Origin of the sequence: Streptomyces sp. NBC_00984 (assembly GCF_045162475.1) — a bacterium.
Classification (GTDB): domain Bacteria; phylum Actinomycetota; class Actinomycetes; order Streptomycetales; family Streptomycetaceae; genus Streptomyces.
The window spans coordinates 3020778-3046145 of record NZ_CP108734.1 but is presented as its reverse complement, the minus strand read 5'-3'; the positions used below and the strand labels follow the sequence as shown (position 1 = coordinate 3046145).

At 71.8% G+C, this 25368-nt stretch carries 18 protein-coding genes; 11 read left to right on the top strand and 7 right to left on the bottom strand.

The window, feature by feature from the left end:
* Positions 1-30: 30 nt before the first annotated feature.
* Entirely contained in the window at positions 31-1437 is a 1407-nt protein-coding gene (locus OG520_RS13095; protein ID WP_406013289.1) for a cellulase family glycosylhydrolase, read from the top strand.
* 45 nt (positions 1438-1482) lie between these two features.
* Positions 1483-1698, top strand: a complete 216-nt coding sequence (locus tag OG520_RS13090; protein WP_406013288.1) for a Clp protease N-terminal domain-containing protein — start codon at positions 1483-1485, stop codon at positions 1696-1698.
* A gap of 55 nt (positions 1699-1753) precedes the next feature.
* Here OG520_RS13090 and OG520_RS13085 read toward each other — a convergent pair whose 3' ends face one another.
* Positions 1754-2749 carry a helix-turn-helix transcriptional regulator gene (locus OG520_RS13085; RefSeq protein WP_406013287.1) on the bottom strand — a complete coding sequence of 332 codons (996 nt, stop codon included), beginning with the start codon at positions 2747-2749 and terminating at the stop codon, positions 1754-1756.
* Position 2750: 1 nt separating this feature from the next.
* Positions 2751-3608 (bottom strand): DUF4097 family beta strand repeat-containing protein, encoded by an 858-nt coding sequence (locus tag OG520_RS13080; protein WP_399328926.1) that lies wholly within the window; start codon positions 3606-3608, stop codon positions 2751-2753.
* 154 nt (positions 3609-3762) lie between these two features.
* Between OG520_RS13080 and OG520_RS13075 the strand changes: the two genes are divergently transcribed.
* Positions 3763-4617 (top strand): hypothetical protein, encoded by an 855-nt coding sequence (locus tag OG520_RS13075; RefSeq protein ID WP_406013286.1) that lies wholly within the window; start codon positions 3763-3765, stop codon positions 4615-4617.
* 16 nt (positions 4618-4633) lie between these two features.
* Here OG520_RS13075 and OG520_RS13070 read toward each other — a convergent pair whose 3' ends face one another.
* Positions 4634-4822 (bottom strand): DUF6104 family protein, encoded by a 189-nt coding sequence (locus OG520_RS13070; RefSeq protein WP_136236161.1) that lies wholly within the window; start codon positions 4820-4822, stop codon positions 4634-4636.
* A gap of 185 nt (positions 4823-5007) precedes the next feature.
* Between OG520_RS13070 and OG520_RS13065 the strand changes: the two genes are divergently transcribed.
* The 8 genes from OG520_RS13065 to fxsT all read left to right on the top strand — a co-directional run bounded on the left by OG520_RS13065 (position 5008) and on the right by fxsT (position 18424).
* Entirely contained in the window at positions 5008-5550 is a 543-nt protein-coding gene (locus OG520_RS13065; RefSeq protein ID WP_399328928.1) for a CU044_2847 family protein, read from the top strand.
* Positions 5547-7613, top strand: coding sequence for a trypsin-like peptidase domain-containing protein (locus OG520_RS13060; RefSeq protein ID WP_406013285.1), 2067 nt, complete (start codon positions 5547-5549; stop codon positions 7611-7613). The genes OG520_RS13065 and OG520_RS13060 overlap by 4 nt, the downstream gene beginning before the upstream one ends.
* Before the next feature lie 88 nt (positions 7614-7701).
* Positions 7702-8733, top strand: a complete 1032-nt coding sequence (locus OG520_RS13055) for an AAA family ATPase (protein ID WP_399328930.1) — start codon at positions 7702-7704, stop codon at positions 8731-8733.
* Positions 8734-8740: 7 nt separating this feature from the next.
* Complete coding sequence (locus OG520_RS13050) at positions 8741-12157, top strand: SAV_2336 N-terminal domain-related protein (protein ID WP_406013284.1); 3417 nt, start codon at positions 8741-8743, stop codon at positions 12155-12157.
* A gap of 259 nt (positions 12158-12416) precedes the next feature.
* The gene (fxsA, locus tag OG520_RS13045) at positions 12417-12614 is read left to right on the top strand and encodes an FxSxx-COOH cyclophane-containing RiPP peptide (RefSeq protein WP_399328932.1); all 198 of its coding nucleotides are present in this window, start codon (positions 12417-12419) and stop codon (positions 12612-12614) included.
* A gap of 144 nt (positions 12615-12758) precedes the next feature.
* Positions 12759-13952: an FxsB family cyclophane-forming radical SAM/SPASM peptide maturase gene (locus OG520_RS13040; RefSeq protein ID WP_406013283.1), complete on the top strand. Its 1194-nt coding sequence runs from the start codon at positions 12759-12761 to the stop codon at positions 13950-13952.
* The gene (locus tag OG520_RS13035) at positions 13949-15349 is read left to right on the top strand and encodes an aKG-HExxH-type peptide beta-hydroxylase (protein WP_406013282.1); all 1401 of its coding nucleotides are present in this window, start codon (positions 13949-13951) and stop codon (positions 15347-15349) included. The genes OG520_RS13040 and OG520_RS13035 overlap by 4 nt, the downstream gene beginning before the upstream one ends.
* A gap of 81 nt (positions 15350-15430) precedes the next feature.
* The gene (gene fxsT, locus OG520_RS13030) at positions 15431-18424 is read left to right on the top strand and encodes an FxSxx-COOH system tetratricopeptide repeat protein (protein WP_406013281.1); all 2994 of its coding nucleotides are present in this window, start codon (positions 15431-15433) and stop codon (positions 18422-18424) included.
* An 88-nt stretch (positions 18425-18512) separates the two neighbouring features.
* On the opposite strand, the gene OG520_RS13025 is transcribed toward fxsT, so the two are convergent.
* The 4 genes from OG520_RS13025 to OG520_RS13010 all read right to left on the bottom strand — a co-directional run bounded on the left by OG520_RS13025 (position 18513) and on the right by OG520_RS13010 (position 25326).
* On the bottom strand, positions 18513-22340 hold the full coding sequence (locus OG520_RS13025) for a multifunctional oxoglutarate decarboxylase/oxoglutarate dehydrogenase thiamine pyrophosphate-binding subunit/dihydrolipoyllysine-residue succinyltransferase subunit (RefSeq protein ID WP_406013280.1): 3828 nt from the start codon (positions 22338-22340) through the stop codon (positions 18513-18515).
* 258 nt (positions 22341-22598) lie between these two features.
* Positions 22599-23675, bottom strand: a complete 1077-nt coding sequence (locus tag OG520_RS13020; RefSeq protein ID WP_399328937.1) for an ATP-binding protein — start codon at positions 23673-23675, stop codon at positions 22599-22601.
* On the bottom strand, positions 23672-24409 hold the full coding sequence (locus OG520_RS13015; RefSeq protein ID WP_056794186.1) for a response regulator transcription factor: 738 nt from the start codon (positions 24407-24409) through the stop codon (positions 23672-23674). Before OG520_RS13015 ends, OG520_RS13020 begins: the two co-directional genes overlap by 4 nt.
* Before the next feature lie 224 nt (positions 24410-24633).
* Positions 24634-25326: a spermidine synthase gene (locus OG520_RS13010; protein ID WP_399328938.1), complete on the bottom strand. Its 693-nt coding sequence runs from the start codon at positions 25324-25326 to the stop codon at positions 24634-24636.
* Positions 25327-25368 lie beyond the last annotated feature (42 nt).

Here is a 25368-nt window from a genome sequence, read left to right as displayed (position 1 = left end):
TGTGATGGGTGAGCTGCTCTGATCTGCGCCATGCGGATGCGGATGGGCTCAGGCAGCGTACTCACCTCGGTCGTCACTTCGGTTGTGCTCGCGGCGGGGGCGCTCGCCCCTGTCGCCGACGCACATCCCGCACCACCGGATCGGCCCGGCATCCCTCGTCTCACCGACGACGAGGGCCGCACCCTCACCCTGCGCGGATGGAGTTTCGCGGACAAGACGAACAGCGGTGACCAGGCGCTGACCGCCATCACCGAGAAACAATTCCGCGATCTGCATGCCAAGGGCTTCGACTTCGCCCGGCTCCTCATCTTCTGGGACGACCTGGAGCCGCGCCGGGGCCAGTACAGCACCGCGTATCTGCGCCGGATCGACCGGATTCTGGGCTGGGCGCGGAAGTACGGCATCCGGGTGGTGCTCGATGCCCACCAGGACGTCTTCGGGCCGGCGTTCGGCAGTCGGGGCATCCCGGCCTGGGCGACCCGTACCGACGGTCTGCCCTTCACCCCGCACCCCGACGACTGGTTCTCCGAGTACTTCGAGCCCGCTGTGCAGCGTGCCTTCACCCATCTCTACGAGGACCCCGATCTCCAGCGTGCCCAGGCGCAGATGTGGAAGGTCGTCGCCGACCGCTACGCGCATCACCCCGCCGTCATCGGCTACGACCTGATCAACGAGCCGATGGGGGAGCTCCAGGAGGGTGAGGACCTGCCGACGGCCGCCCGGCGCATCGAGGCCCGCCGGCTCACCCCGATGTACAACAGGCTGGCCCGCGCCATTCGTTCGGTGGACCGCTCCACCTGGCTCTTCGTCGAACCCACCCCTGCCGTCGGCGAGGGTGTCCCCACCGGGCTGGGCGTGATCAAGGACCACCGGATCGTCTACGCACCGCATTTCTACAACACCGCGATGGAGGCGGGCGCCGACTACGACCCGTCGGCGGGTTGGATCGAGTCGTACGAGGCCGCCGTGACCACCTACCCGGAGCAGCGGCACATTCCGGTCGTCGTCGGCGAGTGGGGCCCGTTGAACAACACGCTTCCCCAGATGGGTCGTTTCTACCAGGATGCGATGGCCTCCCTGAACCGCTACACCTCGGGCTGGGCCGGCTGGGTGTGGTGCTACGGCGGCGGCTACTGCGCCCTGGACGAGAACGGGGACTTCGCCGCCAACAAGGAGCGGACCGCCACCCCGTACGCCCCCGCCGTCGCCGGAACCGTCCACTCCGACACGTACGACGACAACGCCCGCGTGTACCGGCTCACTTATACGGCGGGCCGCCGCGGCACCACGGAGATCTCGCTGCCGCCGACGGCCGGGCGGTGGCGGGTCTCGGTGGACGGCCGCGCCGAGGTCCGCAGGCGCGGGGGAGAGGTGACCGTCCGGGCCCGGAAGGGGACGCGCGTCACGGTGACGGTGACCGGGACGGCGCGCGGCTGAGCGGTTCGTACGGCATGGCCGTCAATCACGGTTGACAGCCATGCCGTGTCAGCGTTCCTGACGAAGTCGCTGCGGATCGCGGTGGGGCGCCACGACCGTCTCATCGGCGACGAGCACCTTCTCCTGGTGCTCACCGCCTGCCCCGGCGTGGTCGCCGACGTGCTCGCCGCACAGGGCGCGATGTACGGAACGGTGAACCGCGCGTTGTACGGGGGCGGGGACGGGGAGGAAGACGCGGGGCAGTTCAGGAAGGCGGGCTGAGCCCCGGGGCCGGGGCCACCCGGGTCGTGCCGGGACCGGCCCCCGTCCCCGCCCGTCACTTCTCCCCGCCGTCGCCCTTCCGCAGCAGCGCCCCGATGTGGGCCGCCGCCGTCGACAGATGGTGGCGGGCCTCCTTCAACTGCTCCTCCGTGATCCCCCGGTCCCGGGCCGCGTCGCGGATGTCGTCGCGGAAACGGTCGAGCAGGCGGTCCAGGTCGCGGGCCGGGTCCCCGGTGCCGACGGTGTCCTTGCCCCAGTCGGGTTCGGCGGGCTCCGGCTTGACGTACGGGGGCCGGCCGCCCGACCTGGCGAAGCCGCTCAGCTGGCCGGTGATCTCGGCCAGCCCCTCCCGTACGCCCGAGGGCCAGTCGCCCCGGGCGAAGTGCTCCTGGACCTGACGGGCGGCGTTCTGCATCTGCTCACGCGCCCGGTCCTGGGCCTCCTTGGCCTGGCGGCGGGCCTGCTGGGCCTCCTCGCGGGCGCGGCGGGACTCGTCCTTCGCCCGGCGGGCCTGCTCCTTCCATTCCTGCTTGGCCTTGCGCAGTTCCTCCTTCGCGGCGCGCCACGCCTCCTTGTCGCCGAAGTCCCCGAGGTCGCCGAAGGCGGACTCCCAGTCACCCTTGCGGCCGGAACCGGAACCGGAATTCGAACCCGAACCCGTGTGCCTGGTCTCGTCCGCCGCGGCCCGCATCTCGCTGCGCAGCTTCCCGGCGGCGCCGCGTACGTCGTCCCGTATCTCGGCGGCCAGCTCGGAGACCGAATCCCGGATCTCCAGTTCCAGATCGGCCAGTTCGCCCGTACGGCCGGCCAATTCGGCGCGGCCCGCGTCGGTGATCGAGTAGACCTTGCGGCCGCCCTCGGTGGCATGGGTGACGAGGCCCTCGGCCTCCAGTTTGGCGAGGCGCGGGTAGACCGTGCCCGCCGACGGGGCGTACAGCCCCTGGAAGCGCTCCTCCAGGAGCCGGATCACCTCATAGCCGTGGCGGGGGGCCTCGTCGAGGAGTTTCAGCAGGTAGAGGCGGAGGCGGCCGTGGGCGAATACGGGGGGCATGTCAGAGCACCTTTCCGGTCGGCTCGGCATCGTGCGGACCGTCCTCGGCCGGCGGGCGGCGCAGCAGGGCGATCGATCCCGAGACGGTCGTCGCCCGCAGCTGCCCGGTCCCGGCGCCGAGCGTGCCGGTGATCTTCTTCGCCCCCCACTGGCCGCTGACCCGCAGGTCCTCGAACCCGTTGGAGACGGAGCCGCTCGCGGTGTTGGCCTCGACCGTCGCGTCCGCCGGGTGCGGCAGCCGGATGGCGACCTCGCCGGAGACGGTGGTCAGCCGGATGTCCGTGGGCTTCCCGGTCGGGTCCAGGTCGAGCACCATGTTGCCGCTGACCGATTCCGCCCGTACCGAGGCTCCGGCGCCCTCGACGACCGTCAGATCGCCCGAGACCGAATGGAAGCGGAGCTCGCCGGTGACCGACTGGGCCTCCACGCTGCCGGAGACCGTCTCGGCCAGGACCGGCCCCGCGAGCCCGACCAGCGTGGTGTCGCCGGTGACGCCGCGGACGTCCGTACGCCCGCGGATTCCGGACACGACGGCGCCCGCGCCGACGACGCCGACCTCCACCGCCGACCCGGCCGGGACGGCGAGCGAGACGACTGCGCTGCGGTGCCAGCCCTTGCGGTCGAACCACTTGAGGAAGTTCTGCCAGGGCAGGTCCTCGTACGCGACCGTGAGCGTGCCGTCCTCCTGGGTCACGATCAGCGGCGGTCCCTCGATCCCGGAGATCTCCAGCCGGGCGGTCGGTTCCTCGGTGCCGACGACATTGACGGCGCCTCCGACGATGCGCACGCTGAGTGACGTCACGGGGTCGTCGAAGGTCAGCTTCTGGGGCTCGGCGATGGCCCATGTCGACACAGGCATGGATCTGACCTCCCGGGGAGCACGGAATGACGCAACATATCGCGTCTCTTGCTCAACACGATATATCGCGGATCGGTGAAGTCAAGGTGCGTCACGCGGTCACCGATGGACCAAAGGGCGCCAAATATGGGCAAATTGCCCTAGCGTGTGGAACATGAACGCGACATCCCCCGCGGGGGCGCTGCTGCTGTGCCGTGCCGAACCGGAGACCGTACGGCCGGTGGCCCATCTGCTGCGCGAGCGGATGCTGCTCGCTCCCGCCGGAGACGGCTGGTCCGTCCTCGTACCCGAGGGAAAGCCCTGGCAGGGCGGTGCCGGTGCCGGTGATACGGACGTGGAACCGGTCGACCGGGTCGTGGCCGGCTGGGTCACCGCGCTCGCGGTCGGCTCGACATGGCCCGTGCTTGCCCTGTGGTGGGACGGCGACCGGGCGGGCTGCACGCTCGCGTCCGGATTCCGCCGTCCGGTCGGCTACGTCTGGCTCGCCGACGGCACCCCGGCCGGCGAGGACGAGGCCATGCGTACGTTCGCCGAGCGCCTCGGCCTCGATCCCGTGCCGGACGTCCAGTCGCTCGAAGGGCTGACCCGCCCGGACCCGGACGCCGACGCGCGCATCCGGCTGCGCGGGCTGCTCGCCGTCCTGACCCGGATCGGGCTGGTCCTTCCGCCCGGCCTGGACCCGGACACCCCCGGCGACCGGTTGTACGCGGCGGCCGACGACCGGCCCGATGCGGAACCGCTCGTCTGGACCGGGTGGCGCGAGGTGGTGCGGGCCGAACTCGACGCGGTCGAGAGCAGCCGTCTCGGTCCCTGGATGCGCGGCCCCAGGGCCCGGGTGCTGGCCGGTGCCCAGCTCGCGGCCGGACTGCCGCTGGCCGTATGGGGGCTCCGCCGCCGCGGCGGCGGATGGGCGCTCGCGGGGGTGCTGCTGCTGGCGCACGGGGCGCTCGGGCTCGCCTACGACCGGATCAGGGACGCCGAGGATGCCGAGGACGGACGGGACTTCTGAAACACGCCCTGGGTGACTACTCGTCCTCGTCCTCGTCCTCGTCGTCGAGCCGGGCCAGCCAGGTCGCGAGGCGCTCGACCGGCACCTCGAAGTCGGGATTGAGATCGACGAACGTACGGAGCTGCTCGGCGAGCCACTCGAAAGTGACCTCTTCCTCGCCTCGCCGCTTCTCCAGCTCCTCGATACCGCGGTCGGTGAAGTACATGCGGCCAGCCTAATGCCTGGTGACAGCCCCGCGAAGGCCGGGAGCGGGACCCCGGGCCGCGGTTCCCGGCAGCCGCGCGAGCCCGCCGAGAACCGGTCCGCACCACCCCCGCGTCCTGGTCCATGTGCCTCGCATCGGGCGCGTACTGCCGTTAACCTGCGGGTAGTTGGGGAACGGGGGGTTTCATGGGTGACAGTGACGCCCGTATTACGCGCATTGAGATGCCCGACGGCACGGAGGTCTGGGCGCGGATCTCCGGTGCCGAGGAGGAGCTGGCGCGACCCGGCTCGGGCCCGTCGTTCACGGACATCGGCGCCGGGAACATCGCCGATCGGGTGCAGGCCCGGGTCGAGAGCCTGCAGGGGGTCGTGACCAGCGTCGCGCGTTCGCTTGCCGAGCCGCTGCGGGCCGTGCGGCCCGACGAGGTCAGCGTCGAATTCGGCATCGAACTCACCGCGAAGTCCGGCAAGGTCGTCGGACTCCTCGCGGACGGCGAGGCCAAGGGGTCCATCAAGGTCACGCTGACGTGGAGCGGCGGCGGGCCGCCCCTCGACCCACCGCCGCCGGCACAGGTGCCCGCGCAGGCGCCGGGGCAGCAGCCGGCCGCTCCCTCCGCCTCTCCCGCTCCTTCCGCTTCTCCGGCTTCTCCCGCTCCTTCCGCCGGGGCACCCACCGGCGCATCGGCGCACGCGAGCGGCACCGGGCCGGACGACGGAAGCGGATCGTGACGCACCCGCCGGGCGGGGGCGCGTGGCAGGGGCCGAACGACGCGGAATCCGCGCTGATGAGCCTCGTGAAGGACGCGACGGTGCGCATCCATCGTCCGGAGCCCGGGTATGCCCCTGAAGGATCCGACGGCGACTTCCTGGGGAGCGGCTTCTTCATCGCCCCGAACTGGGTCCTCACGTGCGCGCATGTCGCGATGGAGGGGAGGGGGCGTCAGGTGAACGTGGTGTACAAGACCGCCCGCGGCGGCGACGCCGTCCGGGTCGGGGGCACGGTCAGGGCGGCCCTGCCCGAGGAGCGGCCCGGCACGGGCGGCTGGCCGGCCCCCGACCTCGCCCTCATCCAGCTGCTGCGCCCCGTCGAACACCCCTGTGTGTACCTCAGCGAACGCTCCACGGGCATGAACCGCGGCGCGTACTACTTCGCGGGCTGGGCGGACGGCGGCGCGGGCACGCTCAAGCGGCTCGGCCGGGAGTGCCGGGTGGTGGGCACCGTCGACGACTGGGCCGACGGCGACGAACAGGTCCTGATCGAGGCGAGCCAGCTGTACGCGGGCATGTCCGGCGGACCCGTCGTGGACCTGGTCCGGGGCGAGGTCGTCGGCGTACTCAAGTCGCGCGCCACCGATACGAACGGCGGTACGGCGATCGGCGTGGAGCGGCTGCGCACGCTGCCCGTGCCGGAGCGGGCGGCGACGGCCGAGTCCGACGACCCGTACCAGGCCGTGTTCCACGCCCACGACCGCTACCACGCCGACCGCCACAACAACCCCGTCGACGACGAGGAGACCTGGGCGGACGTCCAGCGGGACCTGGGCTCCGTGGCGGGCCCGGCGCTCACCCCGCAGCAACGCGTCGACCTGCTGGGGCGGCTCGCCAAACTCCCCCCACCGGTCAGTACCCGCAGCCTTCTCGACATCCTCGGCGGCCTGGGCCACGGGTACCGGACCGTCGGCGTCCCGGCCCCCCGCGGCTGGCGCGACGGGCTGGGCGTCCTCTACGACGCGCGCGCGGGCGACGAGGCGCTGGAGCGGATCCTGCGCTACTGCATGAGCGCCATCGCCGCCGAACGCCCGTACGTGGTGCCGTCCACCAAACTCGCCGAGGACGCCCTGTGGGACTGGGTGAAGGAGACCGCCGAGGACCGGCTCCGGCGGCCGTTCCGCCGTGAGATGGCCCGGCTCCGGTACCAGGGCCGGTACGACCGGGGCGCCGAGCACCTGCGAACCCCCGAACCGGCCGACGAGCCGGTCCGGCCGCCTCGCTCCCCGTCGTCCGTCGTGCTGTACCTGGAGCCCCGCGCCTGGCAGCCGGACCACTACGACTGGCGGGTCGTCGCCCGGCTGTCCGCCGACGACCTGCCCGTGACGGAGAACTACCAGGGCACCAGGGCCGACGAACTGCCGGCCAGGCTCGCCGCCTCCCTCGGGAAGGCGTTCCGGATGTGCGACGAACCCGACAACCCCGCGATCCTCCAGGTCGTGGTGGAACCGGCGCTGCTCGACCTGGAGGTCGAGAAGTGGCAGCTGCCCGCGGACAGCCGGCCGCTCGGAGTCCAGCGGCCGGTCGTCATCCGCTGCTCGGACGAGCGCTCCGCCCCGTCCGAGGACGTCCTCCCGGAGCGCGAAGCGCGCTGGAAGCGCATCCACACCGGCCCGATGCGGGCCGCCGTCGTCGACTGCGACGACGGTATGCGGGTACCCGTGCCCGTGATGGCGGAGCTGCGCGGACTGGCGTACGAGACCGTCCCGGTGCTCTGCCGGTACGGCGGACGGACCGACGCCCAGAGCGTCGCGGGGTTCGGGCGGGTGCTCGACGGCGGGTTCGACGTGGTCCTGTGGCGGCGCCCGAGGACCGAACGGGCCGCGTCCTGCACGGAGTTCCACCTCCGTGCCGTCGACACGGTCGACGGTGCGGGCGTGGCCGACCGGCTCCCGCAGAAGATCCATGAGCTGAGAAGAGGGGTGCGCGAGGGCCGTACCGACATGTTCTGGTCGGACGGCATTGCCCTGATCTACGGCAATCCGCAACCGCCGCCGCCCGGCCCGTTGTTGCAGGCGCCGTGAATCCCCTTACGGGGTGTGGACCGGATGGCTACGGTGAACCACGTTCGACTGCTGCCCCTGGCGGACGAGTGATGACGAGGAACACGTTATGAGTGAACCCAGCGAGTGGCTCATCTACCGAGGGGCCGGCGAACCGCACGAAGGCATCGAGCAGTTGCCGCCGCCGCCGCCCTGGCGTGATTTCGCGAGCCGCGGCACCCCGGCCCCCGACGAGTCGGACGGGGACGGTTCCGCCGACCGCCGCCTCGGCGGCCACCGGCACATCGCCGAACTCCACCGGCCGGGCGCCGAAGAGCTCGAAATGATCAACGCCGCGCTCTATCTGCGGCGCCCGCTGCTGGTCACCGGCACCCCCGGCGCCGGGAAGAGCACCCTGGCCCACTCCGTCGCCCATGAGCTGGGGCTGGGGCGGGTCCTGCGCTGGCCGATCGTGAGCCGGACGACGCTGCTGGACGGCCTCTACCACTACGACGCCATCGCCCGGCTCCAGGACGTGCAGATCGCCGCACACGGCGCGGCAGCCGGCGCGGGCGGTGCGGAGGCCGCCGACGGCGTGGGCAGCTACATCCGGCTCGGGCCGCTCGGCACCGCGCTCCTTCCCTCGGACCGGCCCCGGGTCCTGCTCATCGACGAGCTCGACAAGAGCGACATCGATCTGCCCAACGACCTGCTCAACGTGTTGGAGGAGGGCGAGTTCGGCATTCCCGAACTGGAACGGATCGCCGATCGGCTGCCCGACGGCGAGGCGGAGGTCCTCGACGACGACGGCAACAAGGTGAAGGTGCGGGGCGGCCGGGTGCAGTGCACGTCCTTCCCGTTCGTGGTCCTCACCAGCAACGGCGAACGGGACTTCCCGGCGCCCCTGATGCGCCGCTGCATCCATCTGGAGCTGGGACGCCCCGACCACCAGCGTCTCGCGACCTTCGTACGCGCCCACCTCGGCGACGAGGCGGCGCGCTCCGGGGACGATCTCATCGCCCACTTCCTGGAGCGGTCCCGCAGCGAACTCCTCGCCACCGACCAGTTGTTGAACGCGATCTACCTCACCGACGCCGCCGCCCCGGCCGGCCGCGACCGCCTTGCCGACCTGCTCATCCAGCGACTCGACCGGCCGAGGTGATGTGCTGATGGCGGGCGCCGGACCCGAGGGCTCCCCCGACGTGCGTGGCGCCGACGACGCGAGGCTCTACCCCGCGTTCGTGGCACGGCTGCGCGAGGCCGGGCTCGACCCCGACGTCGAGCAGCTCCGCGACGCGCTCTGGCTGGCCCGCTGGGCCCGCCACCCGGACGCACCGCCGGAGGACGACGAGGCGCGGGGGAGTGCTCCGCTCCTTCTCCTTCCCCCGGAGCGGGCGGACGGGCGGCCCGCCGACCCCGGGCCCGACGCCGTGGGACCCGCGCGCTCCGCGCCGCGCGAAGAACGCCCGCCGCGCGCGGACCCCGGGGACGCGGACCGGATCACCCTCTACCCCGTACCCCGCAACGGCCCCTCGGGCCACGCCCGTACCGGCGGCCCGTCGGGGGCCCTCCCGGGTGCCGCCCGGGAGGGCCGGGCCGCCGCCCTCACCTTCGGCGTGCCCGCCGCCCCGGCGCTCCCCGCACCCCTCGAACTCCAGCGGGCACTGCGACCGTTGCAGCGCTACCACCCCGCCTCGCCACCGCTGCGCAGCACCCTCGACGAGACAGCGACCGCCGAACTCAGTGCCAGGGCGGGCGGGTTGATCCTGCCGGTGTTCCGTGGTGTGTCCCGGCGAGAGGCGGTCCTGCAGTGCGTCATGGACGCCTCGTCCTCGATGCTGGTGTGGGACCGCATGTTCGGCGAACTCCAGCAGATTTTCGGCCAGTTGGGCGCCTTCCGGGACGTCCAGGTGCGCTATCTGCACCAGGGGCCCGACGGCGCGGCCGCGGTGAGCCGCAGCCCCGACCCGGCCGCGGCGCCACTGCACTCCGCGGACCGGCTCAGCGACCCGACCGGCCGCCGCGTCACCGTCCTGGTCAGCGACTGCGCCGGTCCGCTCTGGCACAGCGGACGGGCCCACCGGCTGCTGCACCAGCTGGCCGCACAGGCCCCGGCCGCCGTGCTCCAGCCGCTGCCGCAGCGGATGTGGAACCGGACCAGACTGCCGGTCACCTACGGTTCGCTGTCCCAGGGCGACGGACCCGGCGGAGCCGCCGTGCTCAAGGTCGTGGAGCAGCCGGGCACGGGTCCCGCCGTGCACCCGGGAGCCCTCGCCGTACCCGTGCTCCCGCCGGTCGAAGGGGCGCTGGCGGCCTGGGCGAGGCTGCTCTCCGGCACCGGCTCGGGACAGATCTCCGGCGCGGTCGGCTGGGTGCGGGCCGACCATCCGGCGGCGGCCGCGCAGCGGCCGGGCGGCGGACTCTCCTCGCTCCAGCTGGTCAGCCGCTTCCGTGCGGCGGCCTCACCGACCGCCGGGCAGCTGGCGGTCTACCTCGCGGCGGCCCCGCTGCACCTGCCGGTGATGCAGCTGGTGCAGCGCACGATGCTGCCCCACTCGGGCCCTTCCGAACTTGCCGAGGTGCTGCTGAGCGGTCTGCTGTCACGGAGCAGGAGCGAGGGCGGCGGCGCGGACGACGGCCAGTGGTACGAATTCGTGCCCGGCGTCCGGGAGGCGTTGCTCGGGCCGCTGGGCCGCGACGAGGCGCTGCTCGTGCTCAAGCACTGTTCGCAGTACATCGAGCAGCGGTTCGGCAAGGGCGGGCCGAACTTCCCGGCCCTGGCCTTCGCCCAGCTCGGCGAAGGCAGGTACGCGGCCCCGTCGGCCGCCCGCGGCACGTACCCCATGGAGAACGGCGCACCCGACGAGGAGATCGAGGAGGGTGGCGAGAACGGGGAGGGCGACGCAGGCGGCGGATCGCGCGTCCCCCATCCCTTCGCCGAGGTCGCGGTCCGCGTACTGGAGCGTTTCATGCCCCTGCCCGAGCAGTTCGTGATGCAGACCGGACGGGGCGGCCACCGCGGCCCTGTCCGGACCCCGAACGCGGCGGTGGAGAGCGCCCGCGCCCTCCTGCGGCAGTTCGAATCGGACAGCATGGTGCAGTACCTGATCGACGCCGTGCAGCTGCTGCGCGGCGCCACCGAACGCGAGGAGCGGCCGGGCGCCGACCCCGGACTGTGGGCGGAGTACTCCCGCTGCGTGCTGCGACTGTGGGAGGTCCAGGGCGACGCCGAACTGCTCCGCGAAGCCGAGTACGCCGCCGAACGGGCCGCCGCACACCCCGCCGCCGTGCGCGAACGGGCGGTACTGGCCAAGGTGTTGCACGCCGCAGCCGACGACCGGCGGCGGCGCGGCGACCGGCGCGGCGCACTGGAGCTGCTGCGCCGCGCCGACCGCGAGTACACGGCCGCCTGCGCCGCCCCCGGACTGGAACCCGCCGAGGCCCTCCGGCTGACGCTGGAACGGGTCCGGGCCCTGGAGGCACAGTGGCGGCTCGACGGCGACACCGCCCTGCTCCAGGCCGCGTGCGGCATGCTGGAGGCGTTCGCCGATGTCTGGCCCGACCAGGAGAACCGCCCCACCACCCTGCCCCTGGCACACGGACGGACCCTGCTGAAGCTGGCCGGGGCCACCGTCGACACCGAACAGTCCCGGGTGTACGCGGGCCAGGCGGCACGCTCCCTGCGCACCGCGTTCGAACAGGGCGGCGGCCGGCACACCATGGGCACCGAGGTGCGCATCCTGCTGGACCTGGTGGACGCCCTCCTCGGCTCCGGCGAGGAACCGGACGAGGCCGCGACCCTGATCCAGCAGGCCCTGGCGACCGTACGCGAACAGCGGCTGCGCGCCTCGCTCCAGATCAGGGCGGGCCGGGTCGGTGCCGCGCGCTACGAGCACACCGGTGAACCGGACCAACTCGTGGAAGCCGCCGACTGGTTCGCCCGCGCCGCCCGGGGTGTCCCGCGCGACTCGCGGGCCCACGCCGACCTGCTCGCCGAATGGGGCGGCACCCTGCTGCGCCGGGCCCGGCTGCCGGACGGGCGTCCGCACATCGGCGCCGCGATCCGGGTGCTGCGCGACTGCCGTACGGAGACGGCGGCGGGGAGCACGCGCCAGGCCGAGCGGCTGCTGATGCTGGGCCGGGCACTGATGCTGCGGCACCGGGCCACCGAGGACCGGGTCGATCTCAGGGAGGCCGAGCATCTCTTCGGTCTCGCCGCCCAGGAGGCGGCCGACCCGCTGACCGAGGCGCGCTGCTGGCTGGAGCTGGGCCGGTCCCACCTCGACGCCTCCCGGGTGCTGGACCGTCCGGCCCGGCTGGACGAGGCGGCCGAGGCGTTCCGGGGTGCGGCCGAGGCGGCCGGCACGGCGGAGGCGGAGCTGGACAGTCCGCAACAGTTCGGACAGGCCGTCGAGTTGAGTGCTACAGCCAATCACTGGCGGGGTATGACCTACGAGAGGGCGGGACGCCCCCGGGCCGCACGCGAGGCGTACCGGGCGGCCCACCGGGAATGGCACAAACTGCCGGACGGCGGCGGCGCGGCGGGCGAGGCGACCGCCGAGCGGCTGGCGGAACTGGAACGCTGAGCCGCTCGAAGGAGAGCACCCGGCGGAACGGTGCTTCCGGTGCGCGGGTGTGCCGCCGTCGTACGACCGGCGCACGACCGGCACCGGTGGACGGCATGCTTCACGAGGCGTAGGCCCGGTCGTGCGGGGCATCCGTACAGGGGCGGCCGGTGCGGGCGGGATCCGCGCCGGCGCACGGGTCAGGGACGCGGGCTCGACGGGGTGTGCTCAAGGGCGAGCACACCACCGCGAGCACGATGCGGTGTTACGGGGAGGAACGATGAGCGAGACGGCACACCAGGGCATACCCGACGGCGGCGCGTCCGGCGGGCCGGGCGCGCTGCCCGATCTGCTGGGGCTCGACCTGGAGTCGCTGCGGACGCTGGACCATCCGGTGCTCGCCGAGGTGGTCGCGGATCTGCGCGGGCGGGCCGAACAGCCGCGGGAGATGCTGTGGGGTTTCACCAACGCCTTCTGAGGCCGCACGATTTCGGTCCGGGGCCCGGTTGAACAGGACATCGTGGTGAGGGACGGGTTTGCCCCTGTGGCAGGCCAGGGATACTCGCCTCGGGACGGCGACGGGGGCCGTACCGGCGGATGTGAACGGCGCGGGGGTGCGAGAGTGTCTCGACAGGCGACGCCGAAACCGCGCCCGCGTACCGAGGACGGCCGACCTCCGTTCCCCTTCGGGCAGTTCATCGTCAAGGTGCACGGCCGGTGCAATCTCGCCTGCCGCTACTGCTACCTCTACGAGGGCCCCGACCACACCTGGCGCGACCGTCCGGCCGCCGCCGCACCCGCCGTCCTCGACCGCACCGCGCACCGCATCGCCGAACACGCGGCGACCCACGGACTGCGGGACGTGGCGCTGGTCCTGCACGGCGGCGAACCCCTCCTCGCGGGCGCCGACCGGCTGGCCGCCTTCGCCGACCGGGTACGCGGCCTGGTGCCCGGCGACTGCACCGTCCACACCACCGTCCAGACCAACGCCACCCTCCTCACCGAGGCCCGCGTCGCCACCCTCGCCCGGCACGGCATACGCATCGGCATCAGCCTCGACGGCGGCCGGCCCGCCCACAACAGCCGGCGCACCGACCACGCCGGACGCCCCTCCTGGCCCGCCGCCTCGCGCGGCGCCCGGCTCCTCGCCGACCGGCACCCCGACGCGTACGCGGGCATCCTCACCGTCGTCGACCCGGACACCGACCCGATCGAGATGTACGAGTCGCTGCTCGAACTGCACCCCCCGGCCCTGGACCTGCTGCTGCCGCACGGCAACTGGACGACCCCTCCACCGGGCCTGCCGCTCACCGGACCCGGCCGCCCGACCCCGTACGGCGACTGGCTCACCACCGTCTTCGACCGCTGGTGGCGCACCGGACGGCGGGAGACCCGGGTCCGGCTCTTCGAGGAGTGCATCGCCCTGCTGCTGGGGCTGCCCGGCGCCACCGAATCCCTCGGCCTCGACCCGGTCGACGCGATCGTGATCGAGACGGACGGGGCGATCGAACAGGTCGACTCCCTCAAGTCCGCCTACGACACGGCCGCCGCCACCGGGCTCGACGTCTTCCGCCACACCTTCGACGACGCCCTGCGCCACCCCGGCGTCGCCGCCCGCCGGGCAGGCCCCGACGCACTCGCCGCAGCCTGCCGCGCCTGCCCGCTGCTGACCGTCTGCGGGGGCGGCCACTACGCACACCGCTACCGCGCAGAGAACGGCTTCGCCAACCCGTCCGTCTACTGCGCAGACCTCGAACGGCTGGTACGCCATGTGGCCGCCCGGCTGTCCGACGCGACCGCAGGAGAACGCCGATGATCCCCCCACTCCCGGACCACATGCTGCGCCAACTCGGCCGCACCGAGGGCGACTCCGACACCCTTCATGTCCTCGTACGCGATCAGGACACCCGCCGGCTGCTCCTGCTGCGGGCCCTGCTCGACGCGGCCGGGGCGGCCCCCGCGGCCGTCTGCCCGCCCCGGTCGCTCGACCGCCTGCGCCAGGACTGGGCGCTGCTGGAGACGGCCGAGCGCGCCGACCGGACCGCCGTACGCACCGTGCTGCTCCATCCCCTCGCCGGCCCCTGGGCGCAGCGCTGCCTGCGCGGCCTCTCCGGCTCCGGCCCGGTCGACGGACCCGGACCCGGACTCCGCGCCGACCTCGACCACCTGAGCGCCCTGGCCGCCGCGGCCGCGATCCGTGCCGGAATCCCGTTCACGACCCGGCTCACCGCACACGACGGGCTCCTGTCCCTGCCCACCCTGGGTGCGCTGCGCACGGCGTCCGAGGCGGTCGACATCACCTGCTCGGACGGCGACCTGTCGATACGTCAGGAGGTGGGTGAACCCCTGTCGGCACACACGCAGCCGGACGGCACGACCGGGTCGGCCGACCCGCGCTGGCTGCCGGTGCTCGCCCTGCCCGCCGTGCAGTCCGGCATCGGCCCCGTACCCCTGGACGACGTCGACCCGTACCGCACCGACGGCAGCGGACTCCAGCCGCACGGACTGAGCGCCGCCACCCACATCGACGACCACGAACGCAAGGCGTGGGCCGAGTCCTGGACCGGAGCGGCGTCCCTGCTCCGCGTCGGCGGCGAACACCGCCTCACCGAAGCGGCGGTCCTGCTGCGCTGCCTGGTGCCGCTCGGCCCGCCGCCCGGCTCCGGACCCATGGGCGAGAGCGCGGCGCACTGCAGCGGTACCAGGCGCGAGGCGTTCGGCGCCGTCCTCAGCAGCAAACCGGCCACCCCCGCCTACTTCGCCTCCACCCTCGTCCACGAACTCCAGCACACCAAACTGGCCGCGCTCGGCGCCCTCGTACCGCTGCACCACGAGGACCCGGAGCCACGTCACTTCGCACCGTGGCGTTCCGACCCCCGCCCCTTCGACGGCCTCCTCCAGGGCGCCTACTCGCACATCGCGCTCGCCGACTACTGGCAGCGGTTCGCGCTCTCCGCCCGGCGCGTCACCCACCGCGACCTGGCCTGGGCCGAGCACGCCCGCTGCCGCGAACAGGTCGGAGCGGTCCTGCCCGTGCTGGCCGGATCGGCGGCGCTGACCCGCGAAGGCCGGGTACTGGTCAACGAGATGATCACGCTCTACCACCGTCTGGACGATTGCCCGCCTCCTACGGGGCACCTCGCGCGCGCGGAGGCGTACGTGGCCACCGCCAAGGTGATATGGCAGCAGAGGAACGGTCCGCACAGGCCGTGAGGGACCCCGGGATTGTCCGCCGGAACGACCATGCTCCGGTGTATGTTGACAAGGCTCGAATCGAGGCAGGGAGACGGTTGAATGCCCGGAACGCGTAGGCAAGTTGGAGCAACCGGGGCGCAAACCGTCACCATCAGTTTCGCCGGTTTCAACCGGGCCTGGGCGACGTGGATCGGGGACCGCCTGGAGCGGCGCGGGGTGACGGTCGTCCAGCAGCGATGGGACCCCCCGGTGGAGGTTCCGCTGGAGGAGTCCCTGCGCGATCTGACGCTCTCCCGGGGCCGCGTCCTGGTGATCCTCAGCGACTGGTACTTCCAGCTCGGCCCCCGCAGCCACGACGAGTGGAACAGGGCGCTGCGCGAGGTCGTCGCCCCCGACCCCGACCGCTTCACCGCCGTCTGCGTCACCACGTCCGCGCTGCCCGGCGCCACCGCGGCCCTCGCCGCGGCCGACCTGACCAACGTCGGCGCAGACGAGGCCGAGCGACGGCTCCTGGTGCGCCTGGGCCTGCCCACCGACCCGCTGCCCGAGCCTGTCGAGGCCAGGCAGGGGCCCCGCTATCCGGCCGACACTCCCGAGGTGTGGGGCGGGGTGCCGCGCCGCAACACCCGGTTCACCGGCCGCGAGGAGCTGCTCAGCAAGGCGTACCAGGCCCTCCAGGACGCCGGACCCGGCGCCGGGGTCGTGGCCCTGCACGGCATGTCCGGGGTGGGCAAGACCCAGCTGGCGGCGGAGTACGTCTACCGGTTCGGCTCCGAGTACGACGTCGTGTGGTGGGTGCCCGCCGACCGCCGCGCCCTCTACCGCCAGAAGCTCGCCGAACTCGCCCCCGAACTGGGCCTGTCCACGGGCGCCGAGTACGGCGAGCGGCTGCGGGCGGTCCGGGACGCGCTGCGCCGCGGCGAACCGCACTCCCACTGGCTCCTGGTCCTGGACGGCGCGGACGAGCCCGAACACATCTGGGACCTGGTACCGACCGGCCCCGGCCATGTGCTGATCACCTCCCGCAACCCGGAGTGGAGCGAGCACAACAGCAACCTCGTCGAGGTCCCGGTCTACGAACGCGACGAGTCCGTCGCCTTCATCCGCCGCCGCGCACCGCGCCTGACCCCGGACGACGCCGACCAGCTGGCCGAGGCACTCGAAGACCTCCCGCTCCTCCTCGACCAGACGGCGGGCTGGCTCAACGACTCCGACATGTCCGTCGAGGAGTACATCGAACTTCTCGAAGGCGGCATCGACCAGGACGTCGTCAAGGTCTCCGCCGACTTCCCGCTCGCCTTCCAGACCGCCTGGTCGATACTGCTGAACAAGCTCAAGGAAACCGTCCCGGAATCCGTCGACCTGCTGCGCCTGTGCAGCTTCTTCGCCCCCGGCTCCATCCCCGTGCGGCTGCTGAGGGAAATGCCTCCCGGCGAACTGCCGGAACAGCTCTCCGGCCTGATGAACGACCCGCTGCTGTGGAACAGGGCGATCGGCCAGCTCCGCCAGTACTCCGTGGTCCGCCTGGAGTCCCACGAGATGGCCGGCGAGGAGGCCTCGTCCGGCGAATCGCTCTACATGCACCGCATGGTCCACCAGATCGTCCGCAAGGACATGCCGGAACGCGACCGCCACGAGTTCATCGGCGTGGTCCGCAGGGCCCTCGCCGCAGCCGACCCCGGCCGCCCCACCGACACCCGGCTGTGGCCCGCCTACGCCGAGATCACCCCGCACCTGAAGTGGGCCGACGTACTCAAGAGCACCGACCCGGCCGTGCACACCCTGGTGCTCAACTGCCTGCGCTACATGTACCTCTCCGGCGAGTACCGGGCCGGCATCAAGCTGGGCGAACGCGCCATGAAGGCCTGGCGCGAACTCCTCGGCGAGGACCACCCGAGGGTCTGGGACCTCAGCTACAACTACGCGAACCTGCTGCGCGCCGTCGGCGACTACGCCGGCACCGAAGCCATCGAACGCGCCGCCGTCGACCACCTCCGCGCCGAGCGCGGCGCACAGGACCTGGAACACCTCCGCGCCGCCGGCGGCCTCGCCGCCGACCTGCGGGGCCTCGGCCGGTACAACGAGGCGCTGGAGATGTCCGGCTGGATCCTCGAGGCGTACCGCGAACTGCTGGGCGACCAGGACTCGCGCACGCTCAGCGCACAGAACAACCTGGCCATCTCGCTCCGGCTGCTCGGCAGATACGAAGAATCGCTGGAGTTGAACCGGCGGACGCTGGAGGCCAGGCGGCAGGTGTTGCGCCATCGCCACGGCTGGACGCTCTACTCCGAGATCAACTACGCCACCGACCTACGGCTCCTCGGCCGCTACAACGACGCTCTCTCGCTCCAGAACCAGAGCGTCCGGGTGCACCGGCTGGTCATGGGATCCGACAACCCGCAGACCCTGCGCGCCGAACACAATCTCGCGCTGTGCCAGTACCGCGCGGGCGAGCGGGCCAAGGCCGCGACCCTGTTCACCCGGGTTCTGGAACGGAGCGAGCGGGTGCTCGGCGAGAGCGACCCGCTGACGATGATGTTCGCGGCCAGTCAGAGCTTCTTCGCCCGCGAACACGCCGACATCGACCAGGCCAGGGCCATAAGCGAGCAGGTGGTCGACGGCTATGTGGACATGCTCGGCGAGGAGCACCCGTACGTGGCGGGAACCCGGGCGAACCACGCTCTGATCCTCCGCAACGTCGGTGAACGCGACCACGCGCACGCCCTGTTGGAGGAGGCGCTCGCCGACATGACACGAGCCGTGGGCGAGCACCACCCCTGGACCCTGGGCTGCGCGGTGAACGCCTCGGCGCTGCGCAACCTGGTGGGCGACCCGGAATCCGCAGCCGCGCTGACGGACGCGATCATCGCCAGGGCCACCGAGGTCCTCGGCCGGACCCATCCGCTGACCCTCTCCGCCCGGATCGCACACGCCGCGGACCTGCGCGGCATCCGTGACCGCGAGCGTGCCGAGAAGGTCGAGCGGGAGGCATTGGGCGACCTGGTCACGACGCTGGGCGCCCAGCACGTCCACACGGTGTCGGCACGCTCCCGCAACCGTCCGTACTGGGACTTCGAACCACAGATCATCTGACGCGGGGCGCCCAGCCCGCGCGCCGAAGGGCCCGCCCCCGCGATTCGTCTCGCGGGGGCGGGCCCTTCGGGTTGTGTACAGCGACCGGTCAGGCCTCGAAGACCTCGGCGACCAGCTGTGCCTGCTCGGCCTGGTGGCGCTTGGCCGAGCCGACCGCCGGGGACGAGCTGTGCGGACGCGAGATGCGGCGCAGGCGCTCACCGTGCGGGACGTCGGCGCCGACGGCCAGGTCCAGGTGGTCGATCAGATTCAGGGCGATGAACGGCCAGGCGCCCTGGTTGGCCGGCTCCTCCTGGGTCCAGAGGTACTTCTCGGCGTTCGGGTACTTGGCGATCTCGGCCTGGAGCTCGGCACCCGGCAGCGGGTACAGGCGCTCCAGACGGATGATCGCGGTGTCCGTGACGCCGCGCTTCGTACGCTCGGCCTCCAGGTCGTAGTAGACCTTGCCGGCGCAGAAGACGACCTTGCGGACGTCGCCCGGGTTCACCGAGTCGTCGCCGATCACCGGGCGGAAGCCGCCGGTGGTGAACTCCTCCACCTTCGACGCGGCCGCCTTGAGGCGGAGCATCGACTTCGGGGTGAAGACGATCAGCGGCTTGTGGTGCGGGTTGTGCACCTGCCACCGCAGGAGGTGGAAGTAGTTCGACGGCAGGGTCGGCATGGCGACCGTCATGTTGTTCTGGGCGCACAGCGTGAGGAAGCGCTCCGGGCGGGCGGACGAGTGGTCCGGGCCCTGGCCCTCGTAGCCGTGCGGCAGCAGCAGCGTGACGCCGGAGGTCTGGCCCCACTTCTGCTCGGCCGAGGAGATGAACTCGTCGACGACGGTCTGCGCGCCGTTGACGAAGTCACCGAACTGGGCCTCCCAGACGACCAGGGACTCCGGACGGGCCAGCGAGTAGCCGTACTCGAAGCCCATCGCCGCGTACTCGCTGAGCAGCGAGTCGTAGACGTTGTAACGGGCCTGCTCGTCGGAGAGGTAGAGCAGCGGGGTGTAGTCCTCGCCGGTCACCTGGTCGACGAGGACCGCGTGCCGCTGGCCGAAGGTGCCGCGGCGGGTGTCCTGGCCGGCGAGCCGGACCGGGGTGCCCTCCATCAGCAGCGAACCGATGGCCAGGGTCTCGCCCATGCCCCAGTCGATCGTGCCGTTCTCCACCGAGGCTGCGCGGCGCTGCATCTGCGGCATCAGGCGGGGGTGGACGGTGATCCGGTCGGGGATGTTGACCTGGGACTCGGCGATGACCTTGACGACCTCCGGGGAGATCGCGGTGGTCACGGCGACCGGGAACTCGGGCTGGACCTCGGGGGTGTGCGCCGGGGCCGGCAGCGAGGTGGCCTCGCGGACCTCCGCGAAGACCTTCTCCAGCTGGCCCTGGAAGTCCTGGAGCGCCTGCTCCGCCTCTTCCAGCGTGATGTCGCCGCGACCGATGAGGGACTCGGTGTAGAGCTTGCGCACCGAGCGCTTCTTGTCGATCAGGGTGTACATCTGCGGGTTGGTGAACTCCGGGTTGTCGCCCTCGTTGTGACCGCGGCGGCGGTAGCAGATGAGGTCGATCACGACGTCCTTGTTGAACGCCTGCCGGAACTCGAAGGCGAGCCGCGCGACGCGGACGACGGCCTCGGGGTCGTCGCCGTTGACGTGGATGATCGGCGCCTCGATCATGCGCGCCACGTCGGTGGCGTACATCGAGGAGCGCGAGGACTCCGGGGCAGCGGTGAAGCCGACCTGGTTGTTGATCACCACGTGCACGGTGCCGCCGGTGCGGTAGCCGCGCAGCTGCGACATGTTGAGCGTCTCGGCGACGACGCCCTGGCCCGCGAAGGCCGCGTCGCCGTGGAGCGCGACGGGCAGGACCGTGAAGTCCGTGCCGCCCTTGTTGATGATGTCCTGCTTGGCGCGGGCGATCCCCTCCAGAACCGGGTCGACCGCCTCCAGGTGCGAGGGGTTGGCGGCCAGCGAGACCTTGATCTGCTCGCCGTCCAGACCGGTGAAGGTGCCTTCGGCGCCCAGGTGGTACTTGACGTCGCCCGAGCCGTGCATCGACCGGGGGTCGAGGTTGCCCTCGAACTCGCGGAAGATCTGCGCGTACGACTTGCCGACGATGTTCGCCAGCACGTTCAGCCGGCCGCGGTGGGCCATGCCGATGACGACCTCGTCGAGGCGGGCCTCGGCGGCGGAGTCGATGACCGCGTCGAGCAGCGGGATGACGGACTCGCCGCCCTCCAGCGAGAACCGCTTCTGGCCGACGTACTTGGTCTGCAGGAACGTCTCGAACGCCTCGGCTGCGTTCAGCCGGCGCAGGATGCGCAGCTGCTCCTCGCGCTCGGGCTGCTGGGCGCGCGGGCGCTCCACCCGGTCCTGGAGCCACTTGCGCTGCTTCGGGTCCTGGATGTGCATGAACTCGATGCCGGTGGTGCGGCAGTACGACTCGCGCAGCACACCGAGGATGTCGCGGAGCTTCATCATCGACTTGCCGGCGAAACCGCCGACCGCGAAGTCCCGCTCCAGGTCCCACAGGGTGAGGCCGTGCTCGGTGATGTCGAGGTCGGGGTGCTTGCGCTGGCGGTACTCCAGCGGGTCGGTGTCGGCCATGACGTGGCCGCGGACCCGGTAGGAGTGGATCAGCTCGAAGACCCGCGCGGCCTTGGTCACGTCGTTGTCGTGCGAGGCGTCGATGTCCGTGAGCCAGCGGACCGGCTCGTACGGGATGCGCAGCGACTTGAAGATCTCGTCGTAGAACTCGTTCTCGCCGAGCAGGAGCTGGGCGACGATCCGCAGGAACTCGCCGGAGGCGGCGCCCTGGATGACCCGGTGGTCGTACGTCGAGGTCAGCGTCATGACCTTGGAGATGCCCAGCTTGTTCAGGGTGTCCTGCGAGGTGCCCTGGAACTCGGCCGGGTAGTCCATCGCGCCGACGCCCATGATGAGGCCCTGTCCGGGCATCAGGCGGGGCACCGAGTGGACGGTGCCGATGCCGCCGGGGTTGGTCAGCGAGGCGGTGACGCCGGTGAAGTCGTCCATGCCGAGCTTGCCGTTGCGGGCGCGGCGGACGATGTCCTCGTAGGCCTGCCAGAACTCGAAGAAGTTGAGCGTCTCGGCCTTCTTGATGGCCGCGACGACCAGCTGGCGGTCGCCGTTCGGCTTCACCAGGTCGATGGCGAGACCGAGGTTGACGTGCTCCGGCTTGACCAGGGTCGGCTTGCCGTCCTTCACCGCGAAGGAGTGGTTCATCGCCGGCATGGCCTTGAGGGCCTGCACCATCGCGTACCCGATGAGGTGCGTGAAGGAGATCTTCCCGCCCCGGGCGCGCTTGAGGTGGTTGTTGATGACGATGCGGTTGTCGAAGAGCAGCTTCACCGGGACGGCGCGGACGGACGTGGCCGTCGGCAGCTCCAGCGAGGCGTTCATGTTCTTCGCGACGGCGGCCGACGGGCCACGCAGCGTCACATATTCCGGGCCGGCCGCGGCCTCGGTGGCCGGCGCTGCCGCGGCCTTGGCCGGGACGGGCGCGGCGGCCTGCGCGGCCGGAGCCGGGGCGGCGGCCTTCGCCGGGGCTGCCGGAGCAGCGGCGGCGGGGGCGGCCTGTGCGGGCGCCGGAGCCGCGGGAGCCGGGGCGGGTGCGGCCGGAGCCGGGGCCTGCGCCGGGGTGGCCTGTGCGGGCGCGGCCGGGGCCGGAGTCACCGCAGCCCCTGTGGCCGGGGCGCCGGGAACGGGCTTGTCCGCCGTGCCGGAGGTACCCGGCTTGTAGTCGGCGAAGAAGTCCCACCAGGCGCGATCGACCGAATTGGGATCCTGGAGGTACTGCTGGTAGATCTCGTCGACGAGCCACTCATTGGGCCCGAAAGCAGCAGCCGGGTTCGAACCCGGGCTGGCTTGGTCGGTCGAGATGCTCGAGTTACTGGGGGACTGAGACGACACGGCGGCAACCGCCCTCTTCCGCTTCACAAGGTGATGGACAGCGGAAATCAAGGCTACGCCTCCCCAGCCGTTCCACGCAGGCCGGGCCGGTCTTCGTCGCGCAAGTCACATTGGAAGGCGGGTTTCGGTGCAGGAATTGGCGGGAAACATGCATGGTTCCGCTTCACTTTGGGTACGCGGCAGCGCGGCTACGGCCCCCTGGGTCGTACCCCCTTGAACGGAACACGTAGAACGTGCCCTTCCGGTTCGAACCCTATGTCAACCTCGCGGTTGAGGGACCCCCGGAAGAGTGACCTGGATGCGGCAGCCGCGAACGGATTCGGCCACACCGATGCGTCCGCCGTGCAGATCCACCGCCCAGCGGGCGATCGCCAGGCCCAGGCCCGTACCGCCGTCGCTGCCCGGCCCGTGCGGGGAGGGCACCTCGCCGCGGTTGAAGCGCTCGAAGACCCGGTACCGCTCGGACTCCGGAATGCCCGGCCCCTCGTCCAGGACCTCCAGCGTCAAGGACTCCGGTCCGGGCCCGCGCCGGGCCAGCACGGTGACCCGGCCGTGCGGCGGGCTGTGCTTGACGGCGTTGTCGATCAGGTTGGCCACCACCTGGTGCAGGCGTTCCGCGTCCGCGTGCGCGGTCAGCTCCGGCGGCGACACGTCCAGATGCAGATGCACGTCCTTGCGCATGTGGTTCCCGGAACCGGACGACAGCCGACGGTGCGAGGCGGCGAGGTTCGCCTCCTTCAGCACGCCCGACAGATACGGCCACACCTCGAAACGGCGGGCCTTGAGCGTGACCACGCCGTTGTCCAGGCGGGACAGGTCCAGCAGCGTCTCCACCAGCCTGCCGAGCCGCTCGGTCTGCTTCAGCGCGGTACGCATCGTCTCGGGATCGGCCGAGGACACCCCGTCCACGACGTTCTCCAGCACGGCTCTCAGCGCCGCGATGGGTGTGCGCAGCTCGTGCGAGACATTCGCCACCAGCTCCTTGCGATGCCGGTCCACGGCCTCCAGATCGTCCGCCATGCGGTTGATCGTCTGGGCCAGGTCGCCGAGCTCGTCGCGCCGGTCGGCGCCGCTCACCCGTCTGGTGTAGTCGCCGTGCGAGATGGACCGGGCCACGGTGGTCATCTCTTCCAGCGGCGCGGTCAGGCCGTGCGCCACGAACTGGGTGATCAGCAGGGTCGCGATCACCGAGAACACCGTGATGAACCGCAGCTCGGTCCTGGTGCGCACGGCCACCATCAGCAGGCCGGTGGTGATGAAGACCGAGACCACGACGAGCGTGCTCATCTTGGCCTTGACCGAGAAAGGACGCAGTCCGGAACCGGGCCGGGTCATGGAGCCGGGGTCTCCAGGGCGTAGCCCACACCGTGCACGGTACGGATCCGTTCCGCGCCGATCTTCCGGCGCAGCGCCTTGATGTGGCTGTCGACCGTACGCGTGCCGGAGGCGTCCGCCCAGTCCCAGACCTCGGCCAGCAACTGCTCCCGGGAGAGCACCGCACGCGGCGTATTGGCCAGACAGACCAGCAGGTCGAACTCGGTCGGCGTGAGGTGGACGTCGTCGGCGCGCACCCTGACCCGGCGCTGCGCGTGATCGATCTCCAGCTCGCCGAGGCGCAGAATCCCGCTGCGCGGCGTCACCGCGGCCAGCGCCGCGCGCTCGACCCGGCGCAGCAGGACATGGACCCGGGCCGCCAGCTCGCGCATCGAGAACGGCTTGGTCATGTAGTCGTCGGCGCCGACCCCGAGGCCGACCAGCATGTCCGTCTCGTCGTCCCGGGCGGTCAGCATCAGCACCGGCACCGGCCGCTGGGCCTGCACGCGGCGGCAGACCTCCAGGCCGTCGAAGCCGGGAAGCATGATGTCGAGCACCATCAGATCGGGTTGCCACGCCTCGGCCGCGTCCACCGCCGCCGGGCCGTCGAGTGCGGTCTGCACCAGAAAGCCCTCGGCCCGCAGCCGGGCGGAAATGGCATCGACGATCGTGGGGTCGTCCTCGACCACCAGCACCCGGCGCTGCGCGCCAGGGGTGGCCGCGACGCCGTTGTGGGTGGTGTGTGTCTGTTCCATCGCCCCGCCCCTGCCCCGTTCTCACGGGGGCCATTCCCCCGGACGCACGGTCTTCGCTTGTGGATTTCGTGGGTGATCCCGTTACCGGTCAGCAGCGTAAAGGCAGCGGACTGTTCTCGGCTACGCAGGGTGTAACGCCTCGGGTGCGAGGAAGTGGCGGAGTGTCTGTCTTGTGCCGCTTGGCCCCCGGGCTTCCGGGGGCCGGCGATACCTGGTGGGGGATCTCAGTCTGTCCGAAGTGCGAGATGCACCACGTCGGGCACACCTCGGGCAACATTGACCTCTTCGGTTCTTACCCCATCGAATCCGGCATTCCGCAGGGCCTGTTCGAAATCGGCGGACGGCTGTGCGGACCACACTGCGAGAACGCCGCCCGGTGTCAGCCGCTCCCGGCAGTCCGCGAGACCGGCGGGGGAGTAGAGGCTCGTGTTGTCCTCGGTGACGGTCCAGTCCGGCCCGTTGTCGATGTCCAGACACAGAGCGTCGTAACGGTCCGTAGTCGTTCTCAGGTACTCGACGAGATCCGTCGTCAGGATCCCGGTCCGCGGATCGGCGAGCGCCGCACCGGAGATCGCGGCCAGCGGCCCCTCCAGGTGCCAGTCCACGATCGCCTGCTCCCGCTCGGCGACGACGATCCGGCCCCACCGAGGCTCGGCGGCGGCCCGGACGAGTGAGAAGCCGACGCCGAGACCCCCGATGAGCACCGACGGGGCCGGCCGGCCGGTGGGCAGGGCGGCCAGCGCCGCGTCGATCAGCAGCCGCTCGGAGCGTCCGTCCGAGGTGTCCATCAGGAAACACCCGTTGGCGATGATCTCGAAGTCGTCGCCCCGCTCCCGCAGGACGACCTCGCCGTGCGGGCCTTCGCGGCGGTCGAGCGTGACGGGGGCGAGAGCGTCGGAGTGGTGGATATCGGGCATGGTGCGGGTCTCCGGCGGATGGCGGGCAAGGGTCCCCGCCAT

Excerpts from the sequence above, each read along its gene's own strand:
- OG520_RS13095 (WP_406013289.1), top strand. The coding sequence starts at position 31 with ATGCGGATGCGGATGGGCTCAGGCAGCGTACTCACCTCGGTCGTCACT.
- OG520_RS13085 (WP_406013287.1), bottom strand. The coding sequence starts at position 2,749 with ATGCCCCCCGTATTCGCCCACGGCCGCCTCCGCCTCTACCTGCTGAAA.
- OG520_RS13080 (WP_399328926.1), bottom strand. The coding sequence starts at position 3,608 with ATGCCTGTGTCGACATGGGCCATCGCCGAGCCCCAGAAGCTGACCTTC.
- OG520_RS13075 (WP_406013286.1), top strand. The coding sequence starts at position 3,763 with ATGAACGCGACATCCCCCGCGGGGGCGCTGCTGCTGTGCCGTGCCGAA.
- OG520_RS13070 (WP_136236161.1), bottom strand. The coding sequence starts at position 4,822 with ATGTACTTCACCGACCGCGGTATCGAGGAGCTGGAGAAGCGGCGAGGC.
- OG520_RS13065 (WP_399328928.1), top strand. The coding sequence starts at position 5,008 with ATGGGTGACAGTGACGCCCGTATTACGCGCATTGAGATGCCCGACGGC.
- OG520_RS13055 (WP_399328930.1), top strand. The coding sequence starts at position 7,702 with ATGAGTGAACCCAGCGAGTGGCTCATCTACCGAGGGGCCGGCGAACCG.
- OG520_RS13050 (WP_406013284.1), top strand. The coding sequence starts at position 8,741 with ATGGCGGGCGCCGGACCCGAGGGCTCCCCCGACGTGCGTGGCGCCGAC.
- fxsA (WP_399328932.1), top strand. The coding sequence starts at position 12,417 with ATGAGCGAGACGGCACACCAGGGCATACCCGACGGCGGCGCGTCCGGC.
- OG520_RS13035 (WP_406013282.1), top strand. The coding sequence starts at position 13,949 with ATGATCCCCCCACTCCCGGACCACATGCTGCGCCAACTCGGCCGCACC.
- fxsT (WP_406013281.1), top strand. The coding sequence starts at position 15,431 with ATGCCCGGAACGCGTAGGCAAGTTGGAGCAACCGGGGCGCAAACCGTC.
- OG520_RS13020 (WP_399328937.1), bottom strand. The coding sequence starts at position 23,675 with ATGACCCGGCCCGGTTCCGGACTGCGTCCTTTCTCGGTCAAGGCCAAG.
- OG520_RS13015 (WP_056794186.1), bottom strand. The coding sequence starts at position 24,409 with ATGGAACAGACACACACCACCCACAACGGCGTCGCGGCCACCCCTGGC.
- OG520_RS13010 (WP_399328938.1), bottom strand. The coding sequence starts at position 25,326 with ATGCCCGATATCCACCACTCCGACGCTCTCGCCCCCGTCACGCTCGAC.